The sequence below is a fragment of the Streptomyces sp. a15 genome, assembly GCF_059026085.1.
Genome location: NZ_JBWLKM010000031.1, coordinates 1 through 13,414, shown reverse-complemented (window position 1 = coordinate 13,414; position 13,414 = coordinate 1). Strand labels below are relative to the sequence as shown.

At 73.4% G+C, this 13,414-nt stretch carries 12 protein-coding genes and 1 pseudogene; 6 read left to right on the top strand and 7 right to left on the bottom strand.

Annotated elements, in window-relative coordinates; translation table 11 throughout:
- Nucleotides 1–5 precede the first annotated feature (5 nt).
- Together AC5P09_RS27785 and AC5P09_RS27780 are read left to right on the top strand one after the other, a co-directional pair.
- Nucleotides 6–1,406 carry a DNA-3-methyladenine glycosylase 2 family protein gene (locus AC5P09_RS27785; protein ID WP_493876554.1) on the top strand — a complete coding sequence of 467 codons (1,401 nt, stop codon included), beginning with the start codon at nucleotides 6–8 and terminating at the stop codon, nucleotides 1,404–1,406.
- Nucleotides 1,406–1,930: a methylated-DNA--[protein]-cysteine S-methyltransferase gene (locus AC5P09_RS27780; RefSeq protein ID WP_493876488.1), complete on the top strand. Its 525-nt coding sequence runs from the start codon at nucleotides 1,406–1,408 to the stop codon at nucleotides 1,928–1,930. Before AC5P09_RS27785 ends, AC5P09_RS27780 begins: the two co-directional genes overlap by 1 nt.
- Here the strand turns inward: AC5P09_RS27780 and AC5P09_RS27775 are convergent.
- On the bottom strand, nucleotides 1,927–2,301 hold the full coding sequence (locus AC5P09_RS27775) for a PPOX class F420-dependent oxidoreductase (RefSeq protein ID WP_493876487.1): 375 nt from the start codon (nucleotides 2,299–2,301) through the stop codon (nucleotides 1,927–1,929). The genes AC5P09_RS27780 and AC5P09_RS27775 overlap by 4 nt on opposite strands.
- Before the next feature lie 112 nt (nucleotides 2,302–2,413).
- Nucleotides 2,414–2,896, bottom strand: coding sequence for a DUF456 domain-containing protein (locus tag AC5P09_RS27770; RefSeq protein WP_493876486.1), 483 nt, complete (start codon nucleotides 2,894–2,896; stop codon nucleotides 2,414–2,416).
- Between the two features lie 1,520 nt (nucleotides 2,897–4,416).
- Here AC5P09_RS27770 and AC5P09_RS27765 point away from each other — a divergent pair.
- Nucleotides 4,417–5,478, top strand: coding sequence for a protein phosphatase 2C domain-containing protein (locus AC5P09_RS27765; protein ID WP_493876485.1), 1,062 nt, complete (start codon nucleotides 4,417–4,419; stop codon nucleotides 5,476–5,478).
- Between the two features lie 9 nt (nucleotides 5,479–5,487).
- On the opposite strand, the gene AC5P09_RS27760 is transcribed toward AC5P09_RS27765, so the two are convergent.
- Complete coding sequence (locus tag AC5P09_RS27760) at nucleotides 5,488–6,894, bottom strand: helix-turn-helix domain-containing protein (RefSeq protein ID WP_493876484.1); 1,407 nt, start codon at nucleotides 6,892–6,894, stop codon at nucleotides 5,488–5,490.
- A 177-nt stretch (nucleotides 6,895–7,071) separates the two neighbouring features.
- On the opposite strand from AC5P09_RS27760, the gene AC5P09_RS27755 reads away from it, so the two are divergent.
- Nucleotides 7,072–7,740 (top strand): hypothetical protein, encoded by a 669-nt coding sequence (locus AC5P09_RS27755; protein WP_493876483.1) that lies wholly within the window; start codon nucleotides 7,072–7,074, stop codon nucleotides 7,738–7,740.
- An 85-nt stretch (nucleotides 7,741–7,825) separates the two neighbouring features.
- Here the strand turns inward: AC5P09_RS27755 and AC5P09_RS27750 are convergent, their stop codons facing one another.
- Entirely contained in the window at nucleotides 7,826–7,972 is a 147-nt protein-coding gene (locus AC5P09_RS27750) for a glycosyl hydrolase-related protein (protein WP_493876553.1), read from the bottom strand.
- Between the two features lie 181 nt (nucleotides 7,973–8,153).
- A pseudogene (locus AC5P09_RS27745) lies at nucleotides 8,154–9,233 on the bottom strand (glycoside hydrolase family 38 N-terminal domain-containing protein); the annotation flags it as partial.
- A 208-nt stretch (nucleotides 9,234–9,441) separates the two neighbouring features.
- Here AC5P09_RS27745 and AC5P09_RS27740 point away from each other — a divergent pair.
- Nucleotides 9,442–9,924, top strand: a complete 483-nt coding sequence (locus AC5P09_RS27740; protein ID WP_266449708.1) for an ATP-binding protein — start codon at nucleotides 9,442–9,444, stop codon at nucleotides 9,922–9,924.
- A 114-nt stretch (nucleotides 9,925–10,038) separates the two neighbouring features.
- Here AC5P09_RS27740 and AC5P09_RS27735 read toward each other — a convergent pair whose 3' ends face one another.
- Nucleotides 10,039–11,079, bottom strand: a complete 1,041-nt coding sequence (locus AC5P09_RS27735; protein ID WP_493876482.1) for a DUF2637 domain-containing protein — start codon at nucleotides 11,077–11,079, stop codon at nucleotides 10,039–10,041.
- 303 nt (nucleotides 11,080–11,382) lie between these two features.
- A complete protein-coding gene (locus tag AC5P09_RS27730) occupies nucleotides 11,383–12,240 on the bottom strand; it encodes a (2Fe-2S)-binding protein (protein ID WP_493876481.1) in 858 nt (285 codons plus the stop codon).
- Nucleotides 12,241–12,394: 154 nt separating this feature from the next.
- Between AC5P09_RS27730 and AC5P09_RS27725 the strand changes: the two genes are divergently transcribed.
- Nucleotides 12,395–13,246, top strand: coding sequence for a GntR family transcriptional regulator (locus AC5P09_RS27725; RefSeq protein ID WP_493876480.1), 852 nt, complete (start codon nucleotides 12,395–12,397; stop codon nucleotides 13,244–13,246).
- The last annotated feature ends 168 nt before the right edge of the window (nucleotides 13,247–13,414 follow it).

The window sequence follows — 13,414 nt, the reverse complement described above, 5'->3', positions numbered from 1 at the left end:
ACGTGATGGACGAGGACACCAGGTACGAGGCGGTCCGCAGCCGGGACGGGCGGTTCGACGGCGAGTTCTTCTTCGCCGTCGAGACGACCGGCATCTACTGCCGGCCCAGCTGCCCGGCCGTGACGCCGAAGCGGCACAACGTCCGCTTCTTCGCGACGGCCGCCGCCGCGCAGGGCTCCGGGTTCCGGGCCTGCCGGCGGTGCCGGCCGGACGCCGTGCCCGGCTCCGCCGAGTGGAACGTACGGGCGGACGTGGTGGGCCGGGCGATGCGGCTGATCGGCGACGGTGTCGTCGACCGGGAGGGTGTCGCCGGGCTCGCCGCCCGGCTCGGGTACAGCGCCCGGCAGGTCCAGCGGCAGCTCACCGCCGAGCTCGGCGCCGGGCCCGTCGCCCTCGCCCGGGCCCAGCGGGCGCACACCGCACGCGTCCTGCTCCAGACCACCGACCTGCCGATCACCCAGATCGCGTTCGCGTCCGGCTTCGCCAGCGTGCGGCAGTTCAACGAGACCATGCGGGAGGTGTACGCCTCGACGCCCAGCGAGCTGCGGGCCGCCGCTCCGTACGGCGGCCGGGCAGCCCGCCGTACGGCCACCCCGGACGCCGGGATCCCGCTGCGGCTCGCGCACCGGGGGCCGTACCAGTCCACGGCCGTCTTCGACCTGCTGGCGGCCGAGGCGGTGGCGGGTGTGGAGGAGGTCGGCGGGCCGCGCGGGCGGCGCACGTACCGCCGTACCCTGCGCCTGCCGCACGGCACCGGGATCGTCGCCGTCGACGAGCGGCCGGGCGCCGCGAGGTCCGCGTCGGGTGCCCATCCGGGCGGCTGGCTGGACGCCCGCCTCCATCTCACCGGCCCCCGCGACCTGACCACCGCCGTACAGCGGCTGCGACGGCTCCTCGACCTCGACGCCGACCCGTACGCCGTCGACGAACGGCTCGGCTCCGACGTACGGCTCGCCCCGCTGGTCGCCGCCCGGCCGGGGCTGCGGTCGCCGGGCGCCGCCGACCCGGAGGAGCTCGCGGTGCGGGTCCTGGTGGGGCGGGCCGAGGCGGAGCGGCTGGTCCAGCGGTACGGCAAGACGCTGGACGCCCCCTGCGGCAGCCTCACCCACCTGTTCCCCGAACCGGCCGTCCTCGCCGGTGCCGAACCCGACGGCACCCTGGGCGCCCTCACCACCGCTCTGGCCGATGGCGCCGTGCGCCTGGACCCGGGCGCCGACCGTGACGACGCCGAGGCGGCCCTGCTCGCCCTGCCCGGCCTGGACGCCCGTACCGTCGCCGCCGTCCGCACCCGGGCCCTGGGCGACCCGGACGTCGCCCCACCCGGCTCGGACATCCCCGACACCTGGCGCCCCTGGCGCTCATACGCCTTGCAACACCTGCGTGCAGCAGGGGAGTTGGAGTACTGATGACCGCCGACACGATGACCGCCGACACGCATTACGCCACGCTGGACAGCCCGGTCGGGCAACTCCTCCTCACCGCCGACCCGAGCGGCGTGCTGACCTCGCTCTCCGTCCCCGGCCAGAAGAACGGCCGTACCGTCCAGGAGGGGTGGCGCCACGACCCGGATCTCTTCCGCGAGGCCGGGGAGCAGCTCACCGCCTACTTCGCCGGTGAACTCAAGGAGTTCAGCCTGGAGTTGCGCGGCGAGGGCACCACCTTCCGCGAGCAGGTCTGGGCCGCCCTCGACACCGTCCCCTACGGCGCGACCACGACGTACGGCGAGATCGCCGCCCGCATCGGCGCCTCCAGGGCCGCCGTACGGGCCGTCGGCGGCGCGATCGGCGCCAACCCGCTGCTGATCCTGCGGCCCTGCCACCGGGTGATCGGGGCGGACGGGTCACTCACGGGGTACGCGGGCGGGCTGGAGCGCAAGACGAGGCTGCTCGCTCTCGAAGGGCGTCCCTCGGTGGGACAGGGCTGGGGCTAGGCGTCGTCCTCCAGTCCCCAGCTGTGGATCCGCCGCGGATGGATGCGGATGACCTCCTCGCTGAAGTGCGGGCCCAAGTCGTGCGGGCCGGTGAGAAGTTCGGCCTCGCCGCGGATGTCGATGCCGCGCACCTTCCACGGCTTCAAGCTGAGGATGTCGTCGACGACCAGGGCGACCTTCGGGTTCTTCAGCAGGTTGCGCCACTTCTTGGTGCGGCCCATCGCGTAGCCGCCGACCAGGATGGTCCCGTCGGGTCGCGGATGGAAGCCGACCGGGTTGGCCTGGGGCTGGCCGTGCGGGTCGACGGTGGCCAGTCGTCCCAGGCGCTGGGACGTGAGGTACGCGCGCTCGGCCTCGCTGAATTCGGTCATGGCAGTCAGCCAAGCACTCCGGGCCCGCCCGGCGCATCGGATCCTCGTCCTGGTTCCAGGGACCTACGACGGCCGCGGCGCCGCCGTGAGGTGTTCACGGCGGACGCCGGACTCAGCCCCACAGCACCGCCCCCAGCCACGCCCCCATGATCAGCAGGCAGGTGAACAACTCCGTCAGCACGCTGGAGCCGCCCGAGCGCATCGCCGTCCGCAGGGCCGCCATCGCCTCGCCGTGGCGGCCGAGCCGGAGCCGTTCGTACAGGTAGATGCCGCCTATGAAGCCGAGGATCGCGCCGAGGACGGGGATCAAGAAGAAGCCGGCGAACGCCCCCACGCCGGCGTACACACCCATGCGCGCGGTCGCGCCGCTCGCCCGCAGCCGTCGGGGCGGCAGTGCCCAGCGCACCACCTGGGAGAGGAACAGGGCGACGGTGGCGCACACCAGGACGGCCCAGGAGAGCGGCTGCGGATCCTTCAGCGCCCACCACATGACCGCGGCCCACACCAGCCAGGATCCCGGCACACCGGGCACCAGCACTCCGCCCACACCCAGCAGAATGACCAGGCCGACCAGCAGGAGGTCCACCACGCCCATCTGTCCAGAGTGCCGGAGGACGGGCGAAGACGCAGGTCAGCGAGGCCGACCAGGGCCGCTCACGGGCCGCTGACCAGGCCTGTTCCCGCGCCCGGTGCCGGACGGTTCTGAGGCCGAGGTCGAGCTGTTCGGCGACGCTCGCGGCGGTCAGCCCGGCGACGTGTTGCGTATGACCGTTCGACGACTCGCTCGACACGCCGTTCGAGGGGTGGTACGGCGCCGGATTTTCCGGATGCCCCGTTTTCATACCGCTCCCGCGGTGGACAATTAGGGGCATGAGCCAGCAGGGGGGAAAGCCCAGCGGTCACGAGGACGACTGGTGGGGGCAGCTGTACGACGACACCACCGAGGACACGGGCCCCACGGCCACGCCCGACTCACTGGACGACCGCTTCGCCTCGGCGGCGGGGACGGTGGAGGGACGCGCCGCCGCTCGGGGCGGCACCGAGGGCGGGATCCCGGCGCCACGTCCCGGTACGGCGGGCGTCGCGGAGGACGCGGTTCCGGCGCCGCAGTCGGGTGCCGGTGATGTCCCTGAGGATGGGCTTCCCGCGCTGCGGTCGGGTGTCGGTGACGCTCCGGAGGGTGCGGTTTCTGCGCTGCGGTCGGGTGTCGGTGACTCCTCGGAAGGTGGGGATTCTGCGCCGGCGTCCGGTGTCGGTGACGCCTCGGACGGCGAGGTTCCCGCGCCGCGATCCGGTGGCGCCGGGCCGGTGGACGTGCCGCGGCACTCGGAGTTCGCGGGGCAGCGCGCTCCGTGGGAGCCGCCGCCCGATCTGCCCACAGGGCCCGCGACCTTCCCGCCCGGACCGAAGCCGCCAGGATTCGCCGAGCAGCCGCCACCGTGGGGACGCGCGGCGCCAGGGTCAGGATCCCCTGGCCGCGCCTCCACGGAGACCCCCACGACGACCTTCCCTAGCTCACGGACGCCCCCGGACCCACCACCCCGGCCCTCGTCCGCACCCCCTCCGCCGCCTCCGCCCTTCGGTCCCCCTCCGCCCACACCTCCCCCCGCACGGGGGCACACCGAGGCCGCTGTGCGGGGCGTCGACGACGAGCCGGAGCAGGGAGGACTACGGGGCACCGCCGGCCCAGTTCCGCAGCGTGCCGCCGCCCCTTGGGAGCCGCCACGCCCCGCCGCCCCCTCCGGCGCGCCCGGCGTCGACGTCGGGCCCGAGCAGGGCGGATGGCCTGACGCATCCGCCGGAGACGGGGCAGCCGCCCAGCCCGCCGAGGGGGAGGGCGGCCCGGTCGGTCCTGATGGTCGGCCTGCGTCGGTCGCGGGTCCTGCGGAGGCGGAGGACGCCCCGGGCTCGGCAGACCGCGTGCCGCGGCGGCCTGCATGGGAGCCGGATGCCGTTGGATCTGACGGTCGGCCCGGGCCGACCGCGGGCCCCGCTGACGCGGCCGACGCCCCGAGCTCGGCGGGCCTCGCGCCGCAGGAGGTCCCCTGGGGGCCGCCCCCAACCGGCACATCCGCTCCGCCTCAGGGTGCCCCCCTCGCCTCGTCCGCCGCCGCGGTGGACGCCCGGAGCACCGGCTCCGACGCAGATTCGCAGGCCGATCCGCCCAGCTCTCGTACTCCCACCCGGGTCGACCTTCCCGCGCTCCCGCTCGACCCCGTCGGCTATGTGGGCTCCGGGCCGCCCACCTACGAGGCCGAGCCCACCGCGTTGCCGCCGGCGGATCCCGACGACCTCGACGATCTGGTGGCGGACACCGTGCTGGACGGGGCCCGGTACGGGGCCTCCACGTTGCGGGCGGCCTCCGTGCGGGGGGACTCCGCGCGGTTCCGGGGTGAGCCGCGGCGGGATGCGCTGCTCACCGCCCGTTTCGGGACCGGGGAGCACGCGCTCGTCCTCGTCGCGATGGCGACCGGTGCGCGCGCCACGCCGGGTGCGCACCGTGCGGCAGCCGAGGCGTGTCACTGGATCGGTCGGGCGGTGGGGCGCAGTCACGCCCGGCTCGCCGAGGACATAAGGGCGGGTCGGCGCGGCGACCTGAAGTCGGGTCTGCACCGCCTCACCGACCGCAGCCTCGGGAAACTCCGCGCCAGCGCCGCCGAGCAGGGCATCGAACCGGAGGAGTACGCCGCCGCCCTGCGCTGTCTGCTCCTGCCCGCCGACCCCGAGTGCCGTACGCGCGTCTTCTTCGGCGTCGGCGCGGGCGGACTGTTCCGGCTGCGCGACGGCGAGTGGCAGGACATCGAACCGCGGGTCTTCGACGTCCCCGGCGAGCCGGTCGTCGGCTTCGGCTCACTGCCCGCCGAGACCCCCGAGGGCGACCGCCTCACCATGGACCTCGGCATCCCGACACCCCCGAGCCCGTACGAACCCGCCCCCGAGCCGCCCCGCGAACCCTTCCGCTTCCGCGCCTCCATTGCCCGTCCGGGTGACACGCTCCTGATGTGCACCGGCGGCCTCGCCGAGCCGCTGCGCGGCGAACCCGAGCTGTGCGGATATCTCACCGGCCGATGGTCCGGCCCCACCCCGCCCGGCCTCGCCGAGTTCCTCGCCGACGCCCAGGTCAGGGTCAAGGGGTACGCGGACGACCGTACGGCGGCCGCCGTGTGGGAGGCCTGACCCTCTGCCTCAGTCGGTCCTCTCCACCCACTGGCGCGAGACGTCGTACCAGTAGCGCGGCAGCCCCTTGATGCTGCTGGTCCGGAACGGGCGGCCGTCGTCGTCGATGCGGACCGTGCCGGTACGGCCCTGGGAGGACCAGTCCAGCTCCAGGTACCAGCGGCAGTCACAGCCCTCGGTCTTCGCGGTGACCAGCAGGACCTCGGGGTCCTCGGCGGACACGCGGTACGGCAGGCGCATGGCGGGGATCGGGGTGCCCGTGTCGTTGCCCGCGACGGGGCGGGCGATGGGGCGGTCGATGTCCAGGTCGACGTCGAAGTAGCGGGGGGTGACGGCTCCGCCGCAGCCCTGGTCCATGGAGTAGGCGGCGCCGGGGGCGGGGTCGGTGCGGCCGACGACCCGTACCCGCAGGGCCTCCAGGACCACGGCCGTGGAGGTCCGGCCCTGCACCGAGATCCGTACGTTCGTGTCACGCCCGTGCACCGCGTTCTGGGTGCCGGCCCAGGTGCCGGCGTCCTGCGGGGCGGGCGGCGGGGGAACCTCGGCGGGCGGCTTCGCGATGACGTAGTCGTGGCCGCAGCCCAGCGCCCAGACCTGGGAGTCGGCGGTCCAGGTGAGGGGGACGGAGGGAGCGCCTGAGCCGTCCTGCTTGTGGCTTCCCGAGGGGCTGCGGCTCTGCGTGGGGTCTTTGGAGGGCTGCGACTCGGTGCCTTCGGTGCCCTTGGCCGAGGGGGAGCCGGAGGTGGTGGCGGAGGGGCTCGGTGAGGTGGCCGTGGAGTGGGGGCGGCCCGGGGTACCCGGCGCGGTCGTACCGGACGGGCCGCGCGAGGACTGCGCGGAGTCGTCCGCCTCCGGCGAACCGGACGGCAGTGCCGAGATGCTGCCCAGCGTGACGACCAGCACCGCCGCGACGGCCGCGGACACCAAGGTGCGTCGACGGCGGTACCAGGGGTGGCGGAGGGTGGGAGCGGGAGCTTCACTCGCCGGAGGCTCGGGCCCGTTGTCAGTAGACCCGGGCTCGCCGTCCGCGGAGCCGACCTCGGTGTCCGCGGCGGCCTCCGCCGGCTCGGTCTCCGCTGCCGCCGCCTCCGCTGCCGCCGCCTCCGCCGCCCGCGGCCGTTGCCGTGCCGCCACCGCCGGCAGCCACAGCCGGTGCAGCTCCAGCCGCTCCTCCGCCGTCGCCCCGCACAGGGCCGCGAACCGTTCCACGGGGGCGAAGTCCTGGGGGACCGCCTCGCCGGCGCAGTAGCGGTGCAGCGTAGAGGTGTTCATGTTCAGGCGGCGGGCGAGCGAACCGTAACTCCGGTCCGTCCGTTCCTTCAGCCGCGTCAGCAGCGCCGCGAACTCGCCGACCTCGTCCCGTGGTACCGACACCGTTCCCCCGTCCGTCCCGGATCCGTATCCCAGGCACTCCATATACCTGCACGTCAGAAGGGCTGGGACGGTTCCACCATGGCGAATCGGCCGTCCCCTGTTGCGCCCGTCTGCTGTGACCGCTGATGCTCTTGGTGTCGCACCGACGACCGCCGGACCGACCATCCGGCGTCCTGGCGGCGCATTCCACATCCACGCACTCGTTCACGGGGGACACCCATGCCCAAGCGCATCCGAGCAGGCGCGCTCACCGTACTGGCTATCACGGGCGTCACGCTCGGCGCAGCACTCGCCGTACAGGCCGATGCCCAACCGGCACCGGCCGCGGCGACGAAGACCGCCACGACCAAGGCGGTTGCGGTGAAGACAGCCGCCGCGCCCGGATTCCTCGCGGCCGCGGAACTCCCCCCGCACCCCACGTCCTCCTGGACCGCCGGCAAGGTCACCGACGGCGTCCCGGACGAGCTGCGGCTCTGTCTGGAGGAGGCGCTCCTCGCCTACGACTCCCGGTACCGCGCCTTCCACACGGACCTCGACACCAACGCCCGGCAGCTCACGGTGGTCGTCGGCTCCGCCGCGAAGGCCAAGGCGCTCGCCACGCGTCTGAACAAGGAGATCCGCTCCTGCGCGACGCGCGTCGAGAAGGCCGCCCCGGAGACGGAGGCCGCGTACAAGGCCTACGGCACCCTGCCCGTCGAGGAGGGCGCCGGCGTGCACGGCTTGCACACCGTCACGTCGTGGGGTGCCTCGGACATCCGGCTCCTCTCCGTCGGGCGGGACGGCCGGGCCGTCACCGTCGTGGAGTGGGCGCAGTTGGGCGGCTTCGGTGACGCGCCGGTGAAGGCATTCAAGAAGACGACCACCACGGCGGTGAACAAGCTCTACTGACCGCACGACCGCCGCAGACCGGGGCCGCCCTCCCGCACGGGGGTCGGGCGGGCGGCCCCCGGCGTCGCCGGGACAGCACAGCGCCTCACGCCGGCCGTGGCCGCAGCGTGAGGATCTGGAACGGCCGCAGCTCGAAAACCAGGGGGGATTCGTGCAGCGGCCGTTCCAGAAGGTCGGTCACCTCGGCCCGGGACACGGCGAAACCGGGCGTCAGCTCGGCCCGCGCCCGCACGCAGGGGCAGGTTCAGGGCCAGCCTCTCCGCGACCGCGACCGCGACCGCGTCCCCGGCGCCCGCGCCCGGCAGCAGCGCGTACGTGAACCGGTGGGTGCCGAGGTCGGTCTCGGGATCGGGGCTGTGCGGGGCGCGCAGCAGCGTCAGCCGTACGGTCGTGCCCAGGCCGCCGGGGTGCGGGGTGAGGAACCAGCGGATTCCGGCCAGTTTCGCGAGCTGGGGGAACGCTGCCGTGTAACCGAAGGAGTCCGGCAGCCAGATCTCCTCCGTGTCCACGCCGAGTTCCTCGGCGAAGAACCGCTTGCCGTGCACGATCCCCAGATGTGCGGCTGGGGCTCCTTCACCCAGGCGTACTGCTGGGCCTGCGAGCAGGCGAACACCAGCTCGGGGTAGTCGGCGGCGAGCGCGGTGACGTTGGCGAAGGTGCGCGCGGCCTTGCGGACCGTCTCGCGCAGCGGCCACAGCCGCGCCGAGTCGATGTGGGGGTGCCCGGCCGCCGAGATACGGTGGGCGCTCGCCGACGCGGGGCGGGACAGCACGTCCGTCAGGGCGGCCCGGGCGGCACCCGCCGTACCGGAGACGTCGTGCAGGTCGAGGGCGTCCAGCATGTCCTCCAGCGCGCGCAGGACCTCGTGCCGGCGGGGCCGGTCCATGGGCAGCTCGTGCATCAGCTCCGACAGCACCTCGGCGTCGAGGACCAACTGCCACACTTGTTCGTCGAGTACGGCGAGGTCGGCAGGGCGGAATCGGTAGATGGGCCCATCGCCGGCGGTCAGGACGTCGCCCAGCCGCGTAGGCTCGAAGCCGTGCAGGACGGCCGGATTGGCGGCCGCCTCCAGGAGCAGACGCACCCTTCGCCTCCGCTCGCCGGGGACGCGACCGGGAGGTGGCGGTTGCGCGGGTGAATCCCTTTCAGGGGGGCACGCCCGCCGTGTCGTACGGCAGCCCTTCCGCCTGGAAGCCGGGTCCCTCGCCCGTGAACCCGGGGTCGATCACGGCCTCGACGCGCCGGCCCGCCCACTCCTTGGGCACCCGGCCCTCCAACCGGAACCAGCTCGTCGACCAGGGCTTTCCCCACACCATGCCGGTCGTGAACGGCTCGTGGGCGGCCTGCACGGCCTGGTCCACCGGCACCGGTTCGCCCGGCACGTGCCACACGGACAGGACCAGCGGCACGCGCGCCGCGTACCGGGCGGGCCGCACGAACTGGCGCAGGGCGCGTTCCAGGCGGGCTTCCACCAGTGTTCGGTCGTCGTGCACGACGGCTCCTCGGCGGCTCGGAGGGCTCGGTCCAGGAGTCATCCACGCGGCCGGGAGCACCGCACCCGTGGTGGCGCAGGGCCCCGAATATGGCCGAACACCTGGTCGTTGACGATTCGACATGACTGTCAGGTGCCCCACGGGGCATGGATCCTCGTGAACGTGTTCGAGCAGGAGGGGAACCGACATCGGCACGCGGGCGGGGGTCATGAAGAGGCAGGCACGAGGAGGCGGTCCCATCGCGACAGGGGCCTTCTCGGCGGACACAGTGGAGGACAAGGCCGACAGCGCCATGGAAGAGGCGCGGGCGCCGCAGCTCAAACGCAGGCTGCGGCGGGCGGACCTGGGGGCGGTGCCCGAGTCGCGCAAAGCACTGCGCGAGCTGTTACGGCACTGGGGCAGGCCCGGACGGGCAGAGGTTGCGGAACTGCTGACCAGCGAACTCGTCACCAACGCGATCATCCACACCGACCACGACGCGCTGTTGACGGCCACCGTCGGACCGCGTGGCCTGAGGGTGGAGGTGCGGGACTTCGTGTCCCGCAGACCGAGACTGCGCGTACCGAACGCCGACGACGGTACGCACGGCCGGGGCCTGGTCCTCGTGCAGTCCCTCGCGGACGCGTGGGGCGTGCGGGTGCACGGGGTGGGGAAGGCGGTGTGGTTCGAGCTGGACGCGGGCGTCGCGTGAACCACGGTGCGAACCTGAGCTTCGGGATCGACCGAACCTGAGCTTCGGGGTCAATCGAAACGGGGCGGGGTGCGGCTCGTGTGAGCCGCACCCCGCCCCGTTTGCGCGTTGCTTCTAGCCGAACTGCTGCTCAAGGTCCTTGAGCTTGCGCTCCAGGGAGTCCAGACGCGGCAGGGCCATTGTGTCGTCCTCCGCGGTGAGGTCGACGGTGATGGGGTCAGAACCGCTGCGGACGGGCTCGAGGGAGGGCCGCTGGCGTACGGGCAGTTGCTCCGGCGATATGGCAGGCTCCGCGGAAGCCCGGTCCGACGGCCCGCGCTCCAGGGTCGCCTGCGCCTCCAACTGCCGGCCACGGCCGACGAATCCGCGGTGGCCCCGGCTGATCGCCTTGAGCTGCGCGCGCTCGACCCGCTCCTTGTCGCGGCGCCGCATGCGGGCCGCTTCCTTCTCGCGCTTGTCCTCGCGGACCTCGTCGACCGCCTCGTCCAGGCTGCGCACGCCCTCCAGGAGCATCAGCGACCACGCCTTGTACGTCTCGCGCGGGGCCCGCATCCAGCGGACGGCGCGGATCTGCGGCAGCGGACGCGGCACCAGGCCCTGCTCGCGCAGGGCGGCCCGGCGGGTCTGCTTCAGCGCGCGGTCGAACAGCACGGCCGCCGACATCGACATGCCGGCGAAGAACTGCGGGGCGCCCGCGTGGTCGATGCCCCTGGGCGCGTGCACCCAGTTGAACCAGGCCGCCGCGCCGGCGAACGTCCATACGAGTATCCGGGAGCCGAGCGCCGCGTCACCGTGGCTGGCCTCGCGCACCGCGAGCACGGAGCAGAACATCGCCGCACCGTCGAGGCCGAACGGGACCAGGTACTCCCAGCCGCCGGACAGGTTGAGGTTCTGCTGGCCGAAGCCGACCAGGCCGTGGAAGGAGAGAGCGGCCGCCACCGCCGCACAGCAGAACAGCAGCACGTAGGAGGCGGTGCCGTATATGGCCTCCTTGCGCCTGCGGCGCTCCTCGCTGCGCTCCCACGAGTCGTCCGCGCTCGCGTCCTTCCCCGAGGTGCGCTTGCCACGCGCGAGCACCGCAACCGCCGCCAGCATGCCCAGGAGCAGTACGGCGCCCGGAAGCAACCAGTTCAGCGATATGTCGGTCAGTCTCATCTGGGGTCCCTTGCATTGGGATAGGGCGTAACGCCCGCCATAGTGGCCCAATCCCAACGGCCCTCAGGCGTTTTCGGGGCAAGAGGCCGCCAAGGAAGTGCAAGGGGATGCCCAGGGCGGCGTTCTGCTCGAACTGCCGCGTGAGGGGCGGGAGTTGAGTTCGAATAAGACTACCCGTACGGGTGGTTCCACGGAAAGTTCCTGCGAGGTGTGAGGAAGTTGTGAATTGCCTGTAACCGGGCGGGCGTCTCAGTCGCGAGTGATCCTACGGGACGGGTGATTCCGTCCTGAGCTGAGGGTGCCTCAACTGGCCGCGGCCGCCGTCAGCTTGGCAATCCGCTCCGTGTCGCAGGTGCGCGGGCAGGTGACGCAGGTGTCCTCGGGCTCCAGTGTGTAGAACATGCAGCAGCTCGCCCGGTCCCGGGTGGGCAGCGGCTCGCCGTTCGGTCCGGTCAGCAGGCGGAAGGCCGCCGAGCCGACGTACGGCTTGGTCGATCCCGGCAGCAGGAGCTCCAGCTCGCGCTCGGCCCGACGCTGCTCGCTCTCGCCGAGCAGTTCGGCGACGTACCAGAGGCCCTCGACGATCTCGTCCGTCACCATGCCCCACAGGGCGCGGCCGCGGCGGCGCATGCGCGGTCCGAACCCGGCCAGCACCGGTTCCATGTGCTCGGCGACGGCCGCCCGCACCTCGGCCCGCAGCGCCTCCTCGTCGGGGACGACACGGGCGCCGGGCAGCGTCGCGGCTGGGTCGTCCGGCAGGCAGGCGAAGGGGCCGGGGCGTACGGCGAAGGACATGGGGCCCTGGGTGCGGTCGTACGAGACATGCCTCACGGGGAAGCGCGGGACCCGGCGGGCCAGGAACCACGGCGCGGTGATCAGGAGGCAGGCGGGCCAGGCGTACCGGTGCAGGCCGAAGCTGGCGATCACGTCCGGGCGGCCGGGGCGGCCGTGGTCCCGCCGTACCTGTGCGTCGTCCCAGGCCAGGAATCCTTCGAGGCCGGGGCCGCCCTCTGCGAGCTCGGTGGCGTTGACCCAGCCGCCTCCCTTCGGGGCCTGGTCGTCGGGGGTCAGTTCCGTGACCGTCAGCCCCGGGAGGACGTCGGTGACGCGTGCGTAGGCGTCTGCGACGGCCGAGCGGGGGGCGGGTGACGGGGCGGGCATATGGGACCACCGATTCGCGATCGCTTGTAGGTAAGGCTTACCTTACCCGGACCTCCGGCATTTGAACTGTCGGGTTATGCCCTAATCTGCTTGACGGACGAGTAACAACCCGCCGTAATGACCCGAAGTACCGACACGTCCGGAGGAGGACCCCGTGATGCAGGGTGCGCAGGGCTCCGCCGAAATGGGGGCGGGGGCCGGGGCGGGGGCTGGGGCTGGGGCCGGGGCCGGGAAGCCTCCGGTGAGTGCGGTCAGGGTGCCGCCGCAGCCCAGGGCCGCGGACGTGGACCGGGAGCGGGGCACCGCCCCCGGCGCCGTCCGCGGTGAACACACCCACAGCGAGACGCCCATCCCGCGGCCGCGCCCCGCCGTCCAGCGGTCCTCCGTGCGCGGGCAGATCCTCGACGCCCTGCGCACCTCGCTGGTCGCGGGCGAGCTCAGGCCCGGCGAGGTCTACTCCGCGCCGGCGCTCGGTGACCGCTTCGGCGTCTCCGCGACGCCCGTTCGGGAGGCGATGCAGCAGCTCGCGCTGGAGGGCGCCGTCGAGGTCGTTCCCAACCGGGGGTTCCGGGTGGTCGAGCGCGGCAGGCGTGAGCTGGGGGAGCTGGCCGAGGTCCGGTCCCTCATCGAGGTGCCGGTGATGCTGCGCCTCGCCCGCACCGTGCCGGTCGAACGCTGGGCCGAGCTGCGACCGCTCGCCGAGGCGACCGTCCGCGCCGCGGCCTCCGGCTGCCGGGCGACCTACGCGGAGTCCGACCGCGCCTTCCACCGCGCGATGCTCGGACTGTCCGGCAACGAGCAGCTGGTCCAGATCGCCGAGGACCTCCACCGCCGCGCCCAGTGGCCCCTGGTCGGCGGACCTAGCTCGCGGGGGCGGGCGGCTGAGCTGGTGGCGGACGCGGCCGAACACATGGCGTTGTTGGACGCGTTGATGGCGGGGGATGTGGGCGTGGTGCGGTCGCTGGTGGGGGAGCACTTCGCGGGGGCGGGGGCGGGGGCTCGCTGAGGGTGGGGCGGGGGATGCCTGCGGCGGCCTGTGCGGGTGGGGTGGGGGTGCGCGTAGCGCCTTGCGTTGGGTGGGGGTCGGGGCCGTGTCGGGGGGTGTCCGTCCTCGGAACGGCGCGGAATCGGTTTCTCACCAACGTGCCGGTGTTGACGCGCCAACCGCTGCGGG

Coding starts and splice junctions, on each gene's coding strand:
- AC5P09_RS27785 (WP_493876554.1), top strand. CDS start 6: ATGGACGAGGACACCAGGTACGAGGCGGTCCGCAGCCGGGACGGGCGG.
- AC5P09_RS27780 (WP_493876488.1), top strand. CDS start 1,406: ATGACCGCCGACACGATGACCGCCGACACGCATTACGCCACGCTGGAC.
- AC5P09_RS27775 (WP_493876487.1), bottom strand. CDS start 2,301: ATGACCGAATTCAGCGAGGCCGAGCGCGCGTACCTCACGTCCCAGCGC.
- AC5P09_RS27770 (WP_493876486.1), bottom strand. CDS start 2,896: ATGGGCGTGGTGGACCTCCTGCTGGTCGGCCTGGTCATTCTGCTGGGT.
- AC5P09_RS27760 (WP_493876484.1), bottom strand. CDS start 6,894: ATGGAGTGCCTGGGATACGGATCCGGGACGGACGGGGGAACGGTGTCG.
- AC5P09_RS27755 (WP_493876483.1), top strand. CDS start 7,072: ATGCCCAAGCGCATCCGAGCAGGCGCGCTCACCGTACTGGCTATCACG.
- AC5P09_RS27740 (WP_266449708.1), top strand. CDS start 9,442: ATGAAGAGGCAGGCACGAGGAGGCGGTCCCATCGCGACAGGGGCCTTC.
- AC5P09_RS27735 (WP_493876482.1), bottom strand. CDS start 11,079: ATGAGACTGACCGACATATCGCTGAACTGGTTGCTTCCGGGCGCCGTA.
- AC5P09_RS27730 (WP_493876481.1), bottom strand. CDS start 12,240: ATGCCCGCCCCGTCACCCGCCCCCCGCTCGGCCGTCGCAGACGCCTAC.